An 18,222-nucleotide genomic window follows, 5' to 3' on the forward strand; every position below is an offset into this window, starting at 1 on the left:
GAACGCCCATACTAATGAAAAAAGGAGCGAATCAATGACACAGCAATATATCGTAGAGCCGAAGAAAGGGCTTGGGCTGAAGCTGAAAAAGGGGCAGATTTTAAAGGTGGTTGATGTAGAAGGACAGCAGGTGGCTGATTTTGTCGCGTACCATGCCAAGGATTTTTATGAGCATCTTGATCAGGGAGCGACGATTGATGCCAATCATTCCATAAACGTAAAGGTGAATGACCATATTTACTCCAATTTATACAAACCGATGCTGACGCTGATTGAGGATACGGTCGGCAAGCATGATCTGCTGCTTCCCGCCTGCCGTCCTGACATGAACAGGCTGTTATACGGCAAGAAAAAGGATGAGTTTCAGGATACGTGCTATGACAATATGAACCGTGCGCTTGAACAGTTTGGCGTGCCTAAGCCACACATGCATTACCCGTTTGCGATTTTTATGAATACGGTTCTTGATGATAAAGGGAACCTGTCTGTGGAAACGCCGCTGTCGAATGCCGGGGATTATATAAGGCTGCGGGCGGAAATGGATTTAATTGTCGCGTTTTCTTCCTGCCCGATTGAAAAAGGAAAGTGCAATGGTGATAGTGTCACGTCTATACGCGTGGAAGTCAGCTGATCTCTCTTGTTCACTGTAAATGAAGACCTGTGCTATATTTAATAGGGATACATAATTGTCATGATTCATTTTCATTAATTTGGGGAAATGATCAAATAAGGAACAGCGAAATTGTACAGGAGGAATGATTGGGATGAGCATGCAGGAAAAGATTATGCGTGAATTACATGTGAAGCCCTCAATTGATCCAAAGCAAGAAATTGAGGACCGAATCCATTTTTTAAAACAATATGTAAAGAAAACCGGCGCTAAAGGTTTTGTATTGGGAATCAGCGGCGGACAGGATTCAACTCTTGCGGGGCGCCTTGCCCAGCTTGCGGTGGAAAGCATTCGCGAGGAGGGCGGAGACGCTCAATTTATCGCAGTCCGTCTTCCGCATGGCACACAGCAGGATGAAGAAGATGCCCAGCTTGCTTTAAAGTTTATCAAGCCGGATAAATCATGGAAGTTTGACATTAAGTCGACAGTCAGCGCGTTTTCTGATCAGTATCAGCAAGAAACGGGTGAGCAGCTGACTGACTTTAATAAAGGAAACGTAAAGGCGAGAACAAGAATGATCGCCCAATACGCGATCGGCGGCCAAGAAGGCCTTCTTGTCATTGGCACTGACCACGCAGCCGAGGCTGTCACTGGTTTCTTTACGAAATACGGTGACGGCGGAGCCGACCTCCTGCCGCTGACTGGATTGACGAAGCGCCAGGGAAGAACCCTGCTGAAAGAGCTGGGTGCACCGGAACGCTTATACTTAAAAGAACCAACTGCCGATCTGCTCGACGAAAAACCGCAGCAGGCGGATGAAACAGAGCTAGGCATCTCTTACGAGGAGATTGATGATTACCTCGAAGGAAAAGAAGTATCAGCGAAAGTGTCGGAAGCACTGGAAAAACGCTACAGCATAACTGAGCATAAACGTCAGGTTCCGGCTTCTATGTTTGATGACTGGTGGAAATAGGATAAAGAAAGCCCGCTCGCAGAGCGGGCTTTTGTCATGTGCGGGATCTTTATTTGATGCGGATATGATTCAGCTTTACCATCAATCTGTCGGTGAACCTTCGAAGGCTGCCTCTCGTATCAGGCTCTAATGTAAGCTTGGCTTTCGCGGCAATGGTTTCTGCCGCAGCCTGAATCGACATGTTGTCTGTTTGGAGGTGATCCGCAAAGACTGGTGATGACAATCCTTCCATGCAGCGGTCGATTTGTTTGGCGGCCCATGAGTTTTTTCCTTCTGCTCTTGTGCGCAGCCGTTTTAACAAGGTTTCCTTTGAAGCCATTAGTGTAAAGTGGTGAACCGTCTGACCGTCATGTCTAAGCCTGCCGATGATCTCATTAAAGTATTCAGGCTGTACAATCGTCATAGGCACAATGATGATGCCGCGGTATGTACCGGTCAGGGAGGCAAGCAAGCTGTAATTGAACGCCCTCCATAAGGAATAGCTTTGAAAATCGTTCTCCGCGATCTCCGGCGGTATCATGGAGCGCAGCGCAAAACCCATCTTCTCAGGATCATACACATAAGATGCTTTCAGCCTTCTGTGCAGTTCGAAGGCTGTTTGTGTTTTTCCGGAACCGAAAGCTCCGTTTATCCAAATGATCATCTCCATTTCTCCCTTCTTAATTATGATACAAAAAAAGACCCTTCGATCGAAGAGTCAGCAGGAACAACAATAGAAGATGTGGGATTGAAAGGGTTTAATGCTTTTTTGCGTCGAAGTATTAAAATATCAGCGAAATTGTTGTACAATGAATGTCATTCAGGCAAAAACGTCTGAACGGAAAAGGCCGGGCAAGCCGGTATCTATATAAATATTCGCAAAATAAGCATATAATGAATATAAAATTTCATTCCTTAGGAGGATTTCGCCGAAGATGAACGCTAAACGAGCCATCCCAGTAAGAGAAAGAAATATCGTCCTGATCGGATTCATGGGTGTAGGAAAAACGACAATCGGCCAATTGGTCGCTAAGAAATTATATAGAGATTTTATCGATATTGACCAAGAGATCGAAAAAGACTTCAACATGTCGATCCCTGAGATGTTTGAGGAAAAGGGAGAAGACTTTTTCCGGAAAACGGAGAAGGAATATATTTTAGATATCTGCCATCATAAACGATTCAAAATCGTATCTCTGGGCGGCGGGTCTTTTAAACAAGAGGAAATCAGAAAGTGCTGTCTGGAAAACTGTCTCGTACTCCATCTGGACCTGTCATGGGAGAACTGGAAGCAGCGCGCGGATTTATTGATCGAGAACCGCCCTGTGCTGCATAACCGTTCAATGGATGAAATGGAACAGCTGTTTAACGAAAGAAAAGTCATTTACGACAAACACAATTCAAAAGTGGCGACAGACAACCTTTCTCCGGAAGAGGTCGCCGATTACATTGTAGAGACATTAAAAATCGGCTGGGATCTTTATCAGCCAATGTGAAAAGCCGTGCGGTGCACGGCTTTTTTTATCGTTTTATTCCTTGTATCAAAATCGCTTTTAAGCAAAAGGAGTCGGGCTGTCCGTTTTGATTCCATTTGAAGCAGAACGTATCACGTGCTTCTTCTGATGCCTGATGTAAATGGCTGATAATCTGTTTTTCCCGATCGGCGGGGGTTCCGCCCCGTTTGATCCAGCTTTCGTATTGAATCGGCAAATTCCACTTTTGGATGTCTTGATAGTCTATCTGATTGGCCGAGAACATCGTCTGCCATTCTGATAATGAGTTTTCCCGAACGTGGGAAGGGTCTCGGAGCCGGTTCAGGTGATTGACAAACTCATCAAGAGCGCGGTCTTCAGGCGCGTAATGATCGACCAAGAGGAAACGTCCGTCCTTTTTCAGCACGCGTGCAACTTCGCTGACGGCTTTACGGACATCTGAAAAATGGTGGGCAGCATATCGGCAGGTAATGATATCAAATGATTCGTCAGGGAAGGGGAGTGATTCTGCCGTTCCTTGCTGAAAGCGTACGTTTCCCGCTCCTTTTTCCTGCGCAAAGGAGGACGCAACCTCTACCATCTCTTTTGTCGCATCAACGCCGACGCACTCCTGTACATATGGAGAAAATGCCAGCGCCGTATGGCCGGCGCCCGCTCCGATATCCAGCACCCGCTGCTCCGCCCGGCAATCCGCCGTTTTGATCATCAGCCCCAAATCCTCTCCCTCGGCAAAAACCTTCTCATCCCGGTACATCTCGGCGTTTTGTGAAAACGGTGTTTCATTTGTCATGTGAACCAGCCCCTTCTTTAGTAAATGATGATATGGATTATGTTAGCAATTTCTGTTATGATTCGTCCAAGATATAAAAATGATAAAAACGATAGGTTCAACCTATGGAGGATGACATGGATATTAAAGTGATGGAATACGCGGCTGAAATCGCCCGGCGCCAAAGCTTTACAAAGGCGGCAGAGCATCTTCATATCGCTCAGCCATCTCTCAGCCAGCAAATCAAAAAGCTTGAGAATGAACTGGGGCTTCCCCTTTTTCACAGATCCCACGGCTCTGTTACGCTGACACCGCACGGCAGGCGTTTCATTGAAAAAGCCGAGGACATCATTCGTTCCAGAGATGACTTGCTCAGGGAGATGCAGGAACGATCACAGGGGATCGGGCACAAGCTTTCGATTGGGATTCCCGCAGTGACGGGGAGATATATCTTTCCGCCTCTGCTGAAACAGTTTTTGGCGCGCTATCCCCATGTGGAGGTTCAGCTTGTTGAAAAAGATCCGGTTTCTTTAGAGGAGATGACGGCAAAGGGGGAGGTTGACCTTTCTGTTTTATCCTTGCCGATCGAGGATGAACGGCTCGCCATTACACCGTTGCTCACGGAACCGATTGTTCTCGCAGTGCCGAAGGAAAAACAAAGGTGGATGCCGCCGGAAATGGTCGCGCTGATTGAGAAAGCGCTGGAAGGTGAGGAGGGCCGACAGCCGTGTGTGCCGCTTGACATGGTAAGGCATGTGCCATTTATTCTGTTAAAAGAAGGGTACGGGTTTCGCCGAACCGTTCTTGATCTCTGTGCCGAGAGCGGATTTAAGCCGAATGCTGCCTTTAAGACAAGCCATATTGAAACCGCCCAATCCCTTGTGGCCAATGGATTAGGTGTGACAATGGCGCCGAATATGGTCAGAAGGGATAAAGATCCTGGTGTAATCTATTTATCTATTCAATCCGCGCCATCACGAACCCTCGTCTTTGTCTTTCTAAAGAACCGTTATATCAGTCTGACAGCTCAGGCCTTTATTGAGCTAAGCAGGGAAAGTCTTAAACAAACGTTTGATGAAGGCAGTCTGGAAAGCAAATGTGAAAATATTTAGAAAATAGGTTCCGGACGTGGTAGTATAGGAATACAAACTAAATCTTATAAAACAAAGGAGAATAATCGGAAATGCAACTATTCGATCTGCCGCTCAACCAATTGCAAACGTATAAGCCTGAAAAAACAGCACCGAAAGATTTTGCTGAGTTCTGGAAGTCGTCTTTAGACGAACTTGCGAAAGTCCAAGCAGCACCAGATTTACAGCCGGTTGATTATCCTGCTGACGGAGTAAAGGTGTACCGCCTCACATATAAAAGTTTCGGAGACGCCCGCATTGCCGGATGGTACGCGGTGCCTGACAAGGAAGGCCCGCATCCGGCGATTGTCAAATATCACGGTTACAACGCAAGCTATGACGGTGAGATTCATGAAATGGTGAACTGGGCGCTCCACGGGTACGCCGCATTCGGAATGCTTGTCCGCGGCCAGCAAAGCAGCGAGGATACGAGTATTTCTCCGCACGGCCACGCTTTGGGCTGGATGACGAAAGGCATTCTTGATAAAGATACATACTATTACCGAGGTGTTTATTTGGATGCCGTCCGCGCGCTTGAAGTGATCAGCAGCTTTGACGAAGTCGACGAAACAAGAATCGGTGTGACAGGCGGAAGCCAAGGCGGAGGCTTAACCATTGCCGCAGCGGCTCTGTCAGACATTCCGAAAGCCGCGGTTGCCGATTATCCTTACTTAAGCAACTTTGAACGGGCCATTGATGTGGCGCTTGAACAGCCGTACCTTGAAATCAATTCCTTCTTCAGAAGAAATGGCAGCCCGGAAACGGAAGAACAGGCGATGAAGACACTTTCATATTTCGATATTATGAATCTCGCCGACCGAGTGAAGGTGCCTGTTCTCATGTCGATCGGCCTGATTGACAAGGTCACGCCGCCGTCCACCGTGTTTGCCGCATACAATCACTTGGAGACAGAGAAAGAGCTGAAGGTGTACCGCTACTTCGGGCATGAGTATATCCCTGCCTTTCAAACGGAAAAACTTGCTTTCTTTAAGCAGCATCTTAAAGGCTGATAAACGTGAAAAGCCGCCGCGATTCATCAGGCGGTTTTTTTCTGCAAACTGCCGGAATGAGAACAGACTGGAGACGAATAGATATGAAACAAAGAATCATTGATGAATTAAAACGAATCGAGCAGTCATACGGAGTCAAAATCGTATATGCCGTTGAGTCAGGAAGCCGCGCATGGGGATTCCCGTCGCAGGATAGTGATTACGATGTCCGCTTTATTTATGTGCCGAAAAAGGAGTGGTATTTTTCAATTGAGCAGGAGCGGGATGTCATTGAGGAACCGATTCACGATTTGCTGGATATCAGCGGCTGGGAGCTGAGAAAGACGCTGCGCCTCTTCAAAAAGTCAAACCCGCCGCTTCTTGAATGGCTGTCCTCTGACATTGTGTATTACGAAGCATTTACGACAGCAGAGCAGCTGAGGAAACTGCGGACGGAGGCATTTAAGCCTGAAGCAAGCGTGTATCACTACATCAACATGGCGAGAAGGAACGTCAAGGATTACCTTCAAGGGCAAGAGGTCAAAATCAAAAAGTATTTCTACGTGCTTCGGCCTATTTTGGCTTGCAAATGGATTGAAAAGCACGGAACGATTCCGCCTATGGACTTTACGGTTTTGATGAATGAACTTGTTACTGACCCTGAGCTGAAGGCGGAAATGGAAACCTTGCTTGAACGGAAAAAAAGAGGCGAAGAGCTTGATCTTGAAGCAAGAATTCATGTCATCCACGAATTCATTGAAACGGAAATCGAAAGAATCATGGAAGCGGCAAAAACGCTGAAAGCAGAACAAAAGGATATGACGCCTGAATTGAATCGTTTGCTTTTGAATACGGTTGAGGAAGTGTGGAAGGATGGAGGAAGCTGATGTTTTTTGTCGCTTCCTTTTCCCTTTTATTCGACAGAATGTCCCCCGACTTTCTAACTATCTGATTGTGGCAAACCCACAAAAATTATCAGAATCTTTGTATTTTGAGAATATTGTGAACGAAGGTTTTGTCCATTTACAATAAACTCATACAAATACTTCTTAGATTGCGGGGTGTTGAGGTTGGAAGTGATCACAAGAGATTTTTTCTTATTTTTATCCAAAAGCGGCTTTCTCAATAAAATGGCGAAGAACTGGGGAAGCCGGGTAGCAGCGGGTAAAATTATCGGCGGGAATGATTTTAACAGTTCAATCCCGACCATTCGACAGCTTAACAGCCAAGGCTTGTCCGTTACTGTCGATCATTTAGGCGAGTTTGTGAACAGCGCCGAGGTCGCGCGGGAGCGTACGGAAGAGTGCATTCAAACCATTGCGACCATTGCGGATCAGCAGCTGAACTCACACGTTTCTTTAAAAATGACGTCTCTAGGTCTGGATATAGATATGGATCTGGTGTATGAAAATATGACGAAAATCCTTCAGACGGCCGAGAAGCATAAAATCATGGTCACCATTGACATGGAAGATGAAGTCAGATGCCAGAAAACGCTTGATATTTTCAAAGATTTCAGAAAGAAATACGAGCATGTGAGCACAGTGCTGCAAGCCTATCTGTACCGGACGGAAAAGGACATTGACGATTTGGATTCTTTACATCCGTTCCTCCGCCTTGTAAAAGGAGCTTATAAAGAATCAGAAAAAGTAGCTTTCCCGGAGAAAAGCGATGTCGATGAGAATTACAAAAAAATCATCCGAAAGCAGCTTTTAAACGGTCACTACACAGCGATTGCCACACATGACGACAAAATGCTCGACTATACAAAGCAGCTTGCCAAGGAAAATGGCATTGCCAAAGACAAGTTTGAATTTCAAATGCTGTACGGCATGCGGTCGCAAACCCAGCTCAACCTCGTAAAAGAAGGTTATAACATGAGAGTCTACCTGCCATACGGCGAAGATTGGTACGGCTACTTTATGAGACGCCTTGCAGAACGTCCGTCAAACATTGCATTTGCTTTCAAAGGAATGACAAAGAAGTAAAAAAGGAGAGATTATCATGACAACACCTTACAAACACGAGCCATTCACAAATTTCCAAGATCAAAACAACGTGGAAGCGTTTAAAAAAGCGCTTGCGACAGTAAGCGAATATTTAGGAAAAGACTATCCGCTTGTCATTAACGGCGAGAGAGTGGAAACAGAAGCGAAAATCGTTTCGATCAACCCGGCTGATAAAGAAGAAGTCGTCGGCAGAGTGTCAAAAGCTACTCAAGAGCACGCTGAACAAGCGATTGAAGCGGCTGCGAAAGCATTCGAAGAGTGGAGATACACGTCTCCTGAAGAAAGAGCGGCTGTCCTGTTCCGCGCTGCTGCCAAAGTCCGCAGAAGAAAACATGAATTCTCCGCTTTGCTTGTAAAAGAAGCAGGGAAGCCTTGGAACGAGGCGGATGCTGATACGGCTGAAGCAATCGACTTCATGGAGTACTATGCGCGCCAAATGATCGAACTGGCAAAAGGCAAACCGGTCAACAGCCGTGAAGGCGAGAAAAACCAATATGTGTACACGCCGACTGGTGTAACAGTCGTCATTCCTCCTTGGAACTTCTTGTTCGCGATCATGGCGGGAACAACAGTGGCGCCGATCGTTACTGGAAACACAGTCGTTCTAAAACCTGCCAGCGCTACACCTGTTATCGCGGCGAAATTTGTTGAGGTGCTTGAAGAGTCCGGTCTGCCGAAAGGTGTAGTCAACTTTGTTCCCGGCAGCGGAGCGGAAGTCGGCGACTATCTTGTTGACCATCCAAAAACTAGCCTGATCACATTTACGGGATCAAGAGAAGTTGGTACGAGAATATTCGAACGCGCGGCGAAAGTTCAGCCAGGCCAGCAGCACTTAAAGCGTGTCATCGCTGAAATGGGCGGTAAAGATACGGTTGTTGTCGATGAGGACGCGGACATTGAATTGGCGGCTCAATCCATCTTTACATCAGCATTCGGCTTCGCGGGACAAAAATGTTCTGCAGGTTCACGTGCAGTAGTCCATGAAAAAGTGTATGATCAAGTATTAGAGCGTGTCATTGAAATTACGGAATCAAAAGTAACAGCAAAACCTGACAGTGCGGATGTTTATATGGGACCTGTCATTGACCAAGGTTCTTATGATAAAATTATGAGCTATATTGAGATCGGAAAACAGGAAGGCCGTTTAGTAAGCGGGGGTACTGGTGACGATTCGAAAGGATACTTCATCAAACCGACGATCTTCGCTGACCTTGATCCGAAAGCTAGACTCATGCAGGAAGAAATTTTCGGACCTGTCGTAGCATTTTCTAAAGTGTCAAACTTTGATGAAGCTTTAGAAGTGGCAAACAATACTGAATACGGTCTGACAGGCGCGGTGATCACAAACAACCGCAAGCACATCGAGCGTGCGAAACAGGAATTCCATGTTGGAAACCTGTACTTCAACCGCAACTGTACAGGCGCTATCGTCGGCTACCATCCGTTCGGAGGATTCAAAATGTCCGGAACGGATTCGAAAGCGGGCGGGCCGGATTACTTGGCATTGCATATGCAGGCTAAAACAATCAGTGAAATGTTCTAAAGCGGGACTAAATGGGCATCCTCCCTGCGGGGATGTCCATTTCATCCATATACCATAAAAAAGAGGAGGAAGTGCCATAGAAAACACACAGCTGATTATTTCAATTTGTATTTATATGGCGGGGATGCTGCTGATCGGCTACTTTGCTTACAAGCGCACGTCAAATCTGACGGATTACATGCTTGGAGGACGCTCTTTGGGTCCGGCGGTAACCGCTCTCAGTGCCGGTGCTGCCGATATGAGCGGCTGGCTGCTGATGGGGCTCCCGGGAGCCATGTTTTCAACAGGTCTGAGCGGTATTTGGATTGTGTTCGGACTTTGCCTTGGAGCATGGGCGAACTGGCTCTACGTTGCGCCTCGGCTGAGAACCTATACTGAACAAGCTGGGAATTCAATCACCATTCCCGGGTTCCTGGAAAATCGCTTTGGAGATCAAACAAAGCTTCTCAGACTGTTTTCAGGAATTGTGATTTTAGTCTTCTTCACATTTTATGTTTCGTCTGGAATGGTATCAGGCGGCGTCTTATTCAACAGTATTTTGGGGATGGATTATCATACAGGCTTATGGGTTGTAACTGGTGTTGTTGTGGTATATACCTTGTTTGGCGGCTTTTTGGCTGTCAGCTGGACAGATTTTGTTCAAGGGATCATTATGTTTGCCGCACTCATTCTTGTGCCGATCGTTACGTTTTTTCACACGGGAGGGGCAAGTGAAACAGTTACTGAAATCCGCTCTGTTGATCCAGATATGTTTAATATTTTCAAAGGAACAAGCGTTCTTGGCATTATTTCTTTGTTTGCCTGGGGTTTAGGCTACTTTGGCCAGCCGCATATCATTGTGCGTTTTATGGCGATCACGTCTGTCAAAGAGATCAAGAGAGCGCGCAGAATCGGAATGGGCTGGATGATTTTGTCGGCAGTCGGCGCTGTGCTGACCGGTTTGGGCGGAATCGCTTATTACCATCAGCGTGGCATGACACTGAAGGACCCTGAGACGATTTTTATTCAGTTAGGGAATATCTTGTTCCATCCGATTATCACAGGTTTTCTGATTTCAGCTATTTTGGCCGCGATTATGAGTACAATTTCTTCCCAACTGCTTGTGACATCAAGCTCTCTGGTAGAAGATTTGTATAAGTCGATGTTCAGACGCTCAGCTTCTGATAAAGAGCTGGTGTTTTTGGGCCGTATGGCTGTTCTGGCTGTTTCAATCATCGCGTTACTGCTGGCTTGGGAGAAAAACAATACAATCCTTGGATTGGTCAGCTACGCGTGGGCGGGCTTCGGTGCATCATTCGGACCGGTTGTACTGCTCAGTCTGTTTTGGAAACGAATGACCAAATGGGGGGCACTCGCCGGCATGATTGTGGGAGCAGCAACTGTAATCATTTGGGCGAATGCCGGTCTTTCGGATTTTCTGTATGAAATGATACCTGGTTTTGCTGCGAGTCTATTATCTGTCTTTATTGTCAGCGTATTGACGCAGGCTCCGTCACAAGCTGTCGCAGATCAGTTTAAAGACTACCAAGATACAATGTCACAATAAAGATTGAAAGGAGGAGGAAGGGGTTGTCCCTTTTTCCTCTTTTCTCCTTTTAGGCGGCTGTTTTTTTCTTTTGGAAACAAACGTATGTTTTTCTATACAAATAGACCCCGTATGGATATGATTAAAGTAAAAAAAGTATAGGAGAAAAAGGTATGGAAGAGCTTTTAGAGAGAGTTTTTTCATTTTCAGATGTTGATAAGCTGATTGATTTTATCAGCTATGAACTGCAAAAACCAGTGATACTGGAAAGCGCGGATTTCTTTTTGTTAGCCTATAATTCTTACTATATTAACCATTTTGATTCTGCCAATCAGCAGACTATTTTCTCAAAAAAATGTCCGGTCCAGATTTTTGAGAGATTTTTGAAGGACGGAATCATTGAAAAACTGAAAACAGAACCTGAGCCTTTTCGCGTCAATAAAATTGAAAGCATCGGGTTAAACCAGAGGGTAGTCGTGAGTGCGAAGCACAAAGGGGAAGTCATGGGCTACATCTGGATTCAGGAGCTGGATCAAAATCTGACGGAAGAAGAGCTCGACTTTTTGTATGAGACGTCCTTCCATGTCGGAAAAATCATTTATAAAACGAACAAGCTGAAACAGGAAAAGGAAGAAAAAGCGGAAGATCTCATTAAACGGGCGATCTATCAGCAATTCATCTCGGAGAAGGAACTCAGACGGGAAGCCGAAAGGATCAACACCGTGCTGCCTTCCATGTTTTCAGTAGTCATCCTGCACGCCGCGAATGGGGATGGGGAAGCGGTTGAGGATCTAAAGGAAAATATCAGGTCGTACCTGAATTTACGGGATAAAGTCAGTCATGTCTTAACGATCGAATCAAATATTGTCATCGTCGTAGCGAGTTTTTCCCAAAAAAGCTCCGTCTCCTCGGCAGCTTCTGAATTTATTAATAAGCTGTTAACACATTTTCACTTTCAAAAAATACCTACCCCTATTTATATCGGTATCGGAAACGAATATGATCATCTTTTAAAACTCGGCAAGAGCTATAAAGAAGCACTTGAAGTCATCAAAGCCGCAGAAATCACCGGCAATCAGGAAAACATTCCATATGAATATGCCAAACTCGGCATTTACCGCTATTTAGAAAGCATTGAACAGAAAAATGAACTTTTAGAATACGAGAATAAGGATTTGGCTTTATTAAAAGCGAAAGACCAAGAAAGCAGCACCGAGCTTTTGAAAACGCTGGAAGTCTATCTCCTCAACAACTGCAAAACAAAACCAGCAGCTGAACAGCTGTTTATTCACCAAAATACATTGAATTACCGCATTAAGCAGATTACTGAAATGACGTCGATCGATTTAAGTGATTTTAGGACACGCTGCCAGCTCTATCTTGATTTGATGCTGATGAAAAAGAAATAAAAAAAGAAACCAGTACTTGTACTGGTTTCGCCTTCATTTAAAATCCTCTGTAAACGTACGGGTCATCAGGCTTTTTAATGGTTTTCCAGTCAGTCACTTTCACAACAGGGAGCGTTGATTTGAAAGGCTGGTAATATTCTGAGGCCAGGGTGCCCTTAATCTGAACCCACTCATCGTCCTTGATGTTCATGTCTTTCGGAAACTCCACAAGCATCCCGTAAACGCCGGAATCAGCGATACAGTGAATGATGCCAAACCTCAACACGAACAGCTGGTTTTTGTTAATCGCGTTTCCTTTATACGCAAATCCATGAAATTCAATCGTCCGTCCGAGAAATTCACCAGGATAGTTATATATCGTTTCCATTCCTTTTAGGAAATCATCATCGGTCAGGGAAATCTCTTTCTTGCTGGAATACTTATTAAACAGCTGTTTCATCTGTTTGTCATAGCTGTCTTGCGCGTAATAAAGACTCGCATCAGGCCGCAAATACTGTGTTTGGGAGTAATGATCCCCGCTCTCCATCGCCTTAAACGAGAACCCTTTTGTTTTAACAATGGATGAGTCAAGCGTCGCAATCGGGAAGAAGATGCCCGACACCAAAGGAAAAAGAAACACAAGATAAATCACATAACGCTGATAAAATGGCTTGTTTTGTTCATGGTCATGTTCGTGATCATGGCCGCACCCGCAATCATGATCGTGGTGATGCCCGCCTTTTTCAGGCGACCTGATAAATACATACGCTTGAACGGCTGTCAGAATGGCCAGCAGGAAGATCGCAATAAAGGAAAGATAGGCGTATTTCATATTGATATATTTTGTTAGATTTCCTGAGGTATGCAGGTGATAAAAGAAAAACGTAAACCCCATCAGCACCAATAAACGAAACATCCAATCACCCCTTTACCAGTAGTGATCCCGCTAAGACGAGCACGACAATGTACGTAATCAGCAGGCAAACAAATCGTTTTTTGAAGGCCGCAAGCATCATCAATAGATTCTTAATATCCACCATCGCGCCAAAGACGAGAAACGCGATTAAGGATCCTAATGAAAATGTGCTGCTGAAGGAAGACGCGATGAACGCATCGACTTCCGAACAAAGCGACAAGACAAACGCCAGACCCATCATCACGAGGGAAGAGGATACATCATTCTGCCCGATCGCAAGCAGAGTGGATGTTTTGACATACGTCTGCATAGCGGCTGCGATAAAGGCGCCGATAATTAAATACTTCCCCACGGAGAAAAATTCATCAATGGCATGGCGCAAGGTCCCGCCCAGCTTTTGAAGCAGAGTGTGGTGATGATGGTGGTGATGCCCGGGTTCATCAGGCTTTAACAGCTGATTATCCTTAAATTGATAGGATAGGATGATCCCAATGATCACCGAAACGGCGAGTGCCAGTCCGCCCCTGTAAAAGACTACGCTCCACCTGTTCCCGAACGCAATAAAAGTAGAAAATAAGACGATAGGATTAATGATAGGCGCGGTCAGCATGAAAGCGACACCCGCGTGCAGGGGAACTCCCTTTAACAGAAGCCGCCTCGTAATCGGGATAATGCCGCATTCGCAGGCGGGAAACAAAACCCCGGCCAGCGCACCGAATAATACGGCGAGAAAACGGTTTTTCGGCATGATTCTTGTAATCATTTCTTCAGAAACAAACATTTGAATGATTCCGGAAAGTATGACGCCAATCAGAATAAAAGGAATGGCTTCTATTAAAATGCTGATAAAAATAGAATTCAGCTGAAGAAAAGATGATTGTGCTGTCACAATAAAACCTCCGCTCATGTTAGCTGCCTCTTATGATACCAGAAAAAGAGGCACCGTTTGTTTGACGGAGGAGGGGGAAGGATTGTTTCACTTTGTTGAGGATTCTAAAAAGCCGAGTAGGATACTGTCTGTTTCAGCAGCTTCTTTTCCGAGCCAAATCAGGTGCCCCCATGAGTGAAGCAAACAGAGGGCGGCGTCATGAATGTGCTCTTTTGCATGATGTGCATGTGACAAGTCGACAAATCCATCATAAACACTTTGCATAATCAGCACGGGACATGAGATGGCCTGCAGTTCTTTCGAAGAGACCGCGGTTGTTTGTGACAAGTCAAGCAGAAATCCTTCACCAGAGCGCTGCCGGCTGTTCATTTTTCGAAAAGCTTCTATGTCGCTTTCATCCATCAAGGACTTGATTCGCTGAAACGGAAGCGTGCTGAATTGCGGGCTCATAGCTCGAAACATCGAACGCGGAAAGGCGTTATTCAAAGAAGAAATCAGCTTCCATATCCACTTTTCCAGCGGCGGACGGAAGAGAATTCTTGCGGCTTTGTATTCCGTGTCTTTGGGGGTGAGCCATTCCTTTGTGACCGCGGATTGCAGGATCAAAGTGTTAACCCTTTCCGGATAATGTGAGGCAAAGCATATGCCGCTCGGCCCTCCTGCTGAGATGGAAATTACATGGACGCGTTCGATTTGTAAATGATCTAATATATTCACATAAAAACGGCAGGCGTCGGCAAGGCTTTTTCCAATCTCTTTTGACGTTCGTCCGTAGCCAGGCCTTGAAGGCGTAATGATGGAATAGCCCTGCTCAATCAGCGCTGTGTACCCGAATTCCTCGTAACAATTTGAATGTCCGCCATGCATGACAAGGATTGGGGTTCCCTTGCCTGTCACAGAATATTCTAGTGTACGTCCTTCGATAGTGATCGTTTCGACTCGTCTTTTCATTTGTTTCTCCCATTTGTTTTTTGCCTATTATAGAGTTTTCAGCAATTGACCACAAGGAGAAGAAATGAATAAACAAAGGCCCTTGAAATATGATATACTTTGTATTGATATTCATTCTCAATTAAAGTTGTTGATATAGATGTGAACGGGAGGCAGGACGGATGGCTGAGAATCGAGAGGTATATGACGTTACGATTATAGGTGGGGGTCCAATTGGGCTGTTTACAGCTTTTTACTGCGGAATGCGGGAGCTGAAAACGAAAGTAATCGAATTTTTGCCGAGGCTCGGAGGGAAGGTGTCTTTATTCTTTCCTGAGAAAATCATTCGCGATATCGGCGGGATACCGGGAATTGCGGGAAAGCAGCTGATCGAGCAGCTGAAGGAGCAGGCGGCGACGTTTGATCCTGATATCATGCTGAATCAGCGTGTGACCGGGTTAGAACGCCTGAATGACGGCACCATTGTATTGACAGGTTCTGAAGGGGAAAAGCACTATACAAGAACTGTGATTTTGGCTTGCGGCATGGGCACGCTTGAGGTCAATGAGTTTGACAGCGAGGATGCAACCCGATACGCGGGCAAAAATCTTCATTATGGGGTGGAGAAGCTTGATTTGTTTAAAGGCAAGCGGGTCGTGATATCAGGCGGCGGAGATACTGCCGTCGATTGGGCTAATGAGCTGGAACCGATTGCGGCGTCTGTGACTGTTGTTCATCGCCGCGAGGAATTCGGCGGAATGGAAAGCAGTGTGACGAAAATGAAGCAATCGTCGGTGCGAGTGCTTACCCCTTATCGTCTGGAGCAGCTGAGCGGCAATGAGGAGCGCATCCAAAAAGTGACGATTTGTCATGCTGAGTCTGGCCAGAGGGAAGAGATAGAGGTTGATGAACTGATCATTAATCATGGCTTCAAAATTGATCTCGGGCCGATGAAGGAGTGGGGGCTGGAGATTGAAGAAGGCAGGGTGAAAGCGGACAGACACATGCGGACGAATCTTCCGGGCGTGTTTGTGGCGGGCGACGCGGCTTTTTATGAAAGTAAGCTGAGATTGATTGCCGGCGGTTTTACGGAAGGCCCGACAGCGGTCAACAGCGCGAAGGCGTATTTGGACCCTAAGGCCGAGAATATGGCGATGTATTCAACTCATCATAAAAAATTGGTGCATAAATAAAACAGCCCTTAAGGAAAGGGCTGCCGCAATCAGCTGTGAAGGAGCTTTTTTTCCGCATGTTGATTGTGGATGTAAGCAAACAATTCATCCTGTTCTTGGACGGCTGTGAATCCATAAGCGCCGGCAGCTGTGTCATCGCCTATGCAGACGATAGGAGGGCGGCTCGCTGACGGTTCCGGCAAAATGCCGATTTGTTCGCCTGTGCTGATCAATTGCTGAACGGACGGCTTGCTCGGGCAAATGATCATGTGCAGCGGAGATTCACTGATGGTTCGCTGAATCATGTGGGTGAACCGGTCATCTATGACGTTTTCATGGGTGATATAAAACGAACAGGACTTCTGCGTTTGCATGTTTTCTACTGCACGGCGGCTTCCGACAACCAGCGTTTTTTCTGAATCAGGCTGTATGGCGGAGACGAAAAAACCCCGTTTTTCAAGCTCCGTTTCCGCATGTTCAGACGCCGCGCTCAGTCGGCCTGTCAGCTGGCGGATATCGACTTTTTTGGAAGCCATCGCTTGGAAAAATTCACAAACCGCACGGCGCGATGTGAAGAAAATGTCTTCAAAGGTGCCGATCTTTCGAAGAATCTCTTCATTGACAGGCATGCGCTCAGTCCGCCATTTCGGCCATTCGATGACATCGGCGCCAAAAGCACGCAGCTCGTCTGCAAGCGGGTCTTTATCTTCGCCATGAGTGACAACCATTAAATGCTGGCCGATAAGAGGTTTGCTTTCAAACCAGCTGTGTGTTTGAAAGTTGACGATATCTCCGATGACGATAATCGCAGGGTTTGTGATCTGGTGTTCCTGCACTTTTTGCTGAATGTTCTCGAGCGATCCTTTCACACTCCGCTGGCGGCCCCACGTGCCCCATTGGATCACAATAACAGGGACGGAAGGCGATTTTCCGTATGCAATGAGCTGCTGGCAAATATAAGACAAATTCTTTACGCCCATGTAAAAGACAAGGGTTTGAACGCTTCGGGCAAGCCCTTCCCAGTCAAGGTTCGGCGTGCCTTTTAATGATTTATCATGCGCTGTAATCATGGCAAAAGACGATGCGAAATCCCGATGCGTGACGGGGATGCCCGCATATAGCGGCGCTGCAATTCCAGAGGTGATGCCCGGCACCATTTCATAGCGAATGCCGTGCTCATGGAGAGCATCTGCTTCCTCGCCGACTCTTCCGAAAACACTCGGATCTCCGCCTTTTAAACGGACGACGGTTAATCCCTTTGATGCTTTTTCAACCAGCAGGGCATTGATGTCTCTTTGTTTCATAAAATGGCGGTCTGGCAGTTTTCCGCAATATATAAACTCGCAGTCCGGTGATGCGAATTCGAGCAGCTTCGGGTTGGCGAGACGGTCATATAAAATCACATCTGCTTCCTCCAGCGCCTGTTTTCCTTTGATGGTGAGCAGCCCTGGATCGCCGGGGCCTGCTCCCACGAAATATACGATTCCGTTCTTCATGATCATGTCATCCTTCCGTCACTGTAAAAAATGAAGGATCACTTGAAAAGTGATCCGGTCTTTTGATCAATATACGAGATAAACATGTTCTCCTTCGATCAGCGTTTCGTATGTCTTGACGCATCCGTGATCAGGCTCTTGGACGATTCCGTCTTCTAAGGAGATTTTCCAATCGTGCATCGGGCAGAAAACATATTCGCCGCTGACGATGCCTTCTGCCAGGACGCCGCCCTTATGCGGACAGCGGTTTTCGATGGCGCGAATGCTTCCGTTTGAAAGCTTGAAAACCGCGAGCTCCTTATCTTCAATATACACTGTTTTGCCTAATTGTTCAGGCAATTCTTCAATTTTTCCGATCCATACTTTTGTTACGTCTTTGTTCACCATGTCCGTTCCTCCTCAATGTTTGTT

18 protein-coding genes are annotated in these 18,222 nt (G+C 46.2%); 11 read left to right on the forward strand and 7 right to left on the reverse strand.

Features of this window, described 5'->3' with window-relative positions; translation table 11 throughout:
• The first annotated feature begins 34 nt into the window (after positions 1 to 34).
• Both EFK13_RS01955 and nadE read left to right on the forward strand, forming a co-directional pair.
• Entirely contained in the window at positions 35 to 631 is a 597-nt protein-coding gene (locus EFK13_RS01955; RefSeq protein WP_129506780.1) for a DUF1989 domain-containing protein, read from the forward strand.
• Positions 632 to 764: 133 nt separating this feature from the next.
• Positions 765 to 1,583: an NAD(+) synthase gene (gene nadE / locus EFK13_RS01960; protein WP_129506779.1), complete on the forward strand. Its 819-nt coding sequence runs from the start codon at positions 765 to 767 to the stop codon at positions 1,581 to 1,583.
• A gap of 49 nt (positions 1,584 to 1,632) precedes the next feature.
• On the opposite strand, the gene tmrB is transcribed toward nadE, so the two are convergent.
• Entirely contained in the window at positions 1,633 to 2,226 is a 594-nt protein-coding gene (tmrB, locus tag EFK13_RS01965) for a tunicamycin resistance ATP-binding TmrB (protein ID WP_129506778.1), read from the reverse strand.
• Positions 2,227 to 2,497: 271 nt separating this feature from the next.
• Between tmrB and EFK13_RS01970 the strand changes: the two genes are divergently transcribed.
• The gene (locus tag EFK13_RS01970; RefSeq protein ID WP_129506777.1) at positions 2,498 to 3,058 is read left to right on the forward strand and encodes a shikimate kinase; all 561 of its coding nucleotides are present in this window, start codon (positions 2,498 to 2,500) and stop codon (positions 3,056 to 3,058) included.
• Between the two features lie 25 nt (positions 3,059 to 3,083).
• On the opposite strand, the gene EFK13_RS01975 is transcribed toward EFK13_RS01970, so the two are convergent.
• Entirely contained in the window at positions 3,084 to 3,845 is a 762-nt protein-coding gene (locus EFK13_RS01975) for a class I SAM-dependent methyltransferase (RefSeq protein WP_129506776.1), read from the reverse strand.
• Between the two features lie 116 nt (positions 3,846 to 3,961).
• Here EFK13_RS01975 and EFK13_RS01980 point away from each other — a divergent pair, with 116 nt between their 5' ends.
• The 7 genes from EFK13_RS01980 to putR all read left to right on the forward strand — a co-directional run bounded on the left by EFK13_RS01980 (position 3,962) and on the right by putR (position 12,429).
• The gene (locus EFK13_RS01980; RefSeq protein WP_129506775.1) at positions 3,962 to 4,936 is read left to right on the forward strand and encodes a LysR family transcriptional regulator; all 975 of its coding nucleotides are present in this window, start codon (positions 3,962 to 3,964) and stop codon (positions 4,934 to 4,936) included.
• A gap of 71 nt (positions 4,937 to 5,007) precedes the next feature.
• Positions 5,008 to 5,964: a cephalosporin C deacetylase gene (cah, locus tag EFK13_RS01985; protein ID WP_129506774.1), complete on the forward strand. Its 957-nt coding sequence runs from the start codon at positions 5,008 to 5,010 to the stop codon at positions 5,962 to 5,964.
• 83 nt (positions 5,965 to 6,047) lie between these two features.
• Positions 6,048 to 6,830 (forward strand): nucleotidyltransferase domain-containing protein, encoded by a 783-nt coding sequence (locus EFK13_RS01990; protein WP_129506915.1) that lies wholly within the window; start codon positions 6,048 to 6,050, stop codon positions 6,828 to 6,830.
• Between the two features lie 189 nt (positions 6,831 to 7,019).
• Positions 7,020 to 7,931, forward strand: coding sequence for a proline dehydrogenase PutB (gene putB, locus EFK13_RS01995; RefSeq protein ID WP_075750509.1), 912 nt, complete (start codon positions 7,020 to 7,022; stop codon positions 7,929 to 7,931).
• A gap of 16 nt (positions 7,932 to 7,947) precedes the next feature.
• Positions 7,948 to 9,495, forward strand: coding sequence for an L-glutamate gamma-semialdehyde dehydrogenase (gene pruA / locus EFK13_RS02000; RefSeq protein ID WP_129506773.1), 1,548 nt, complete (start codon positions 7,948 to 7,950; stop codon positions 9,493 to 9,495).
• Positions 9,496 to 9,586: 91 nt separating this feature from the next.
• Positions 9,587 to 11,041 carry a sodium/proline symporter PutP gene (gene putP / locus EFK13_RS02005; RefSeq protein WP_129506772.1) on the forward strand — a complete coding sequence of 485 codons (1,455 nt, stop codon included), beginning with the start codon at positions 9,587 to 9,589 and terminating at the stop codon, positions 11,039 to 11,041.
• A 152-nt stretch (positions 11,042 to 11,193) separates the two neighbouring features.
• Positions 11,194 to 12,429 (forward strand): proline utilization transcriptional regulator PutR, encoded by a 1,236-nt coding sequence (gene putR / locus EFK13_RS02010; RefSeq protein WP_129506771.1) that lies wholly within the window; start codon positions 11,194 to 11,196, stop codon positions 12,427 to 12,429.
• Between the two features lie 37 nt (positions 12,430 to 12,466).
• On the opposite strand, the gene EFK13_RS02015 is transcribed toward putR, so the two are convergent.
• The 3 genes from EFK13_RS02015 to EFK13_RS02025 form a co-directional block, all read right to left on the reverse strand.
• Positions 12,467 to 13,324 (reverse strand): TIGR03943 family putative permease subunit, encoded by an 858-nt coding sequence (locus EFK13_RS02015; protein ID WP_129506770.1) that lies wholly within the window; start codon positions 13,322 to 13,324, stop codon positions 12,467 to 12,469.
• Between the two features lie 4 nt (positions 13,325 to 13,328).
• Positions 13,329 to 14,213 carry a permease gene (locus EFK13_RS02020; RefSeq protein WP_129506914.1) on the reverse strand — a complete coding sequence of 295 codons (885 nt, stop codon included), beginning with the start codon at positions 14,211 to 14,213 and terminating at the stop codon, positions 13,329 to 13,331.
• A gap of 87 nt (positions 14,214 to 14,300) precedes the next feature.
• Positions 14,301 to 15,164: an alpha/beta fold hydrolase gene (locus EFK13_RS02025; protein ID WP_129506769.1), complete on the reverse strand. Its 864-nt coding sequence runs from the start codon at positions 15,162 to 15,164 to the stop codon at positions 14,301 to 14,303.
• 161 nt (positions 15,165 to 15,325) lie between these two features.
• On the opposite strand from EFK13_RS02025, the gene ffoR reads away from it, so the two are divergent.
• On the forward strand, positions 15,326 to 16,336 hold the full coding sequence (gene ffoR, locus EFK13_RS02030) for a ferredoxin--NADP(+) reductase (protein WP_129506768.1): 1,011 nt from the start codon (positions 15,326 to 15,328) through the stop codon (positions 16,334 to 16,336).
• A gap of 29 nt (positions 16,337 to 16,365) precedes the next feature.
• Here ffoR and cobA read toward each other — a convergent pair whose 3' ends face one another.
• Both cobA and nirD read right to left on the reverse strand, forming a co-directional pair.
• Complete coding sequence (gene cobA / locus EFK13_RS02035; protein ID WP_129506767.1) at positions 16,366 to 17,817, reverse strand: uroporphyrinogen-III C-methyltransferase; 1,452 nt, start codon at positions 17,815 to 17,817, stop codon at positions 16,366 to 16,368.
• 60 nt (positions 17,818 to 17,877) lie between these two features.
• Positions 17,878 to 18,198 carry a nitrite reductase small subunit NirD gene (gene nirD / locus EFK13_RS02040; RefSeq protein ID WP_064815197.1) on the reverse strand — a complete coding sequence of 107 codons (321 nt, stop codon included), beginning with the start codon at positions 18,196 to 18,198 and terminating at the stop codon, positions 17,878 to 17,880.
• Positions 18,199 to 18,222: the final 24 nt, after the last annotated feature.

The organism is Bacillus cabrialesii, from assembly GCF_004124315.2.
Classification (GTDB): domain Bacteria; phylum Bacillota; class Bacilli; order Bacillales; family Bacillaceae; genus Bacillus; species Bacillus cabrialesii.

Excerpts from the sequence above, each read along its gene's own strand:
- cobA (WP_129506767.1), bottom strand. The coding sequence starts at position 17,817 with ATGATCATGAAGAACGGAATCGTATATTTCGTGGGAGCAGGCCCCGGC.
- putR (WP_129506771.1), top strand. The coding sequence starts at position 11,194 with ATGGAAGAGCTTTTAGAGAGAGTTTTTTCATTTTCAGATGTTGATAAG.
- ffoR (WP_129506768.1), top strand. The coding sequence starts at position 15,326 with ATGGCTGAGAATCGAGAGGTATATGACGTTACGATTATAGGTGGGGGT.
- EFK13_RS01980 (WP_129506775.1), top strand. The coding sequence starts at position 3,962 with ATGGATATTAAAGTGATGGAATACGCGGCTGAAATCGCCCGGCGCCAA.
- EFK13_RS02015 (WP_129506770.1), bottom strand. The coding sequence starts at position 13,324 with ATGTTTCGTTTATTGGTGCTGATGGGGTTTACGTTTTTCTTTTATCAC.
- pruA (WP_129506773.1), top strand. The coding sequence starts at position 7,948 with ATGACAACACCTTACAAACACGAGCCATTCACAAATTTCCAAGATCAA.
- nirD (WP_064815197.1), bottom strand. The coding sequence starts at position 18,198 with ATGGTGAACAAAGACGTAACAAAAGTATGGATCGGAAAAATTGAAGAA.
- EFK13_RS01990 (WP_129506915.1), top strand. The coding sequence starts at position 6,048 with ATGAAACAAAGAATCATTGATGAATTAAAACGAATCGAGCAGTCATAC.
- EFK13_RS01975 (WP_129506776.1), bottom strand. The coding sequence starts at position 3,845 with ATGACAAATGAAACACCGTTTTCACAAAACGCCGAGATGTACCGGGAT.
- EFK13_RS01970 (WP_129506777.1), top strand. The coding sequence starts at position 2,498 with ATGAACGCTAAACGAGCCATCCCAGTAAGAGAAAGAAATATCGTCCTG.
- tmrB (WP_129506778.1), bottom strand. The coding sequence starts at position 2,226 with ATGATCATTTGGATAAACGGAGCTTTCGGTTCCGGAAAAACACAAACA.
- EFK13_RS01955 (WP_129506780.1), top strand. The coding sequence starts at position 35 with ATGACACAGCAATATATCGTAGAGCCGAAGAAAGGGCTTGGGCTGAAG.
- EFK13_RS02025 (WP_129506769.1), bottom strand. The coding sequence starts at position 15,164 with ATGAAAAGACGAGTCGAAACGATCACTATCGAAGGACGTACACTAGAA.
- cah (WP_129506774.1), top strand. The coding sequence starts at position 5,008 with ATGCAACTATTCGATCTGCCGCTCAACCAATTGCAAACGTATAAGCCT.
- nadE (WP_129506779.1), top strand. The coding sequence starts at position 765 with ATGAGCATGCAGGAAAAGATTATGCGTGAATTACATGTGAAGCCCTCA.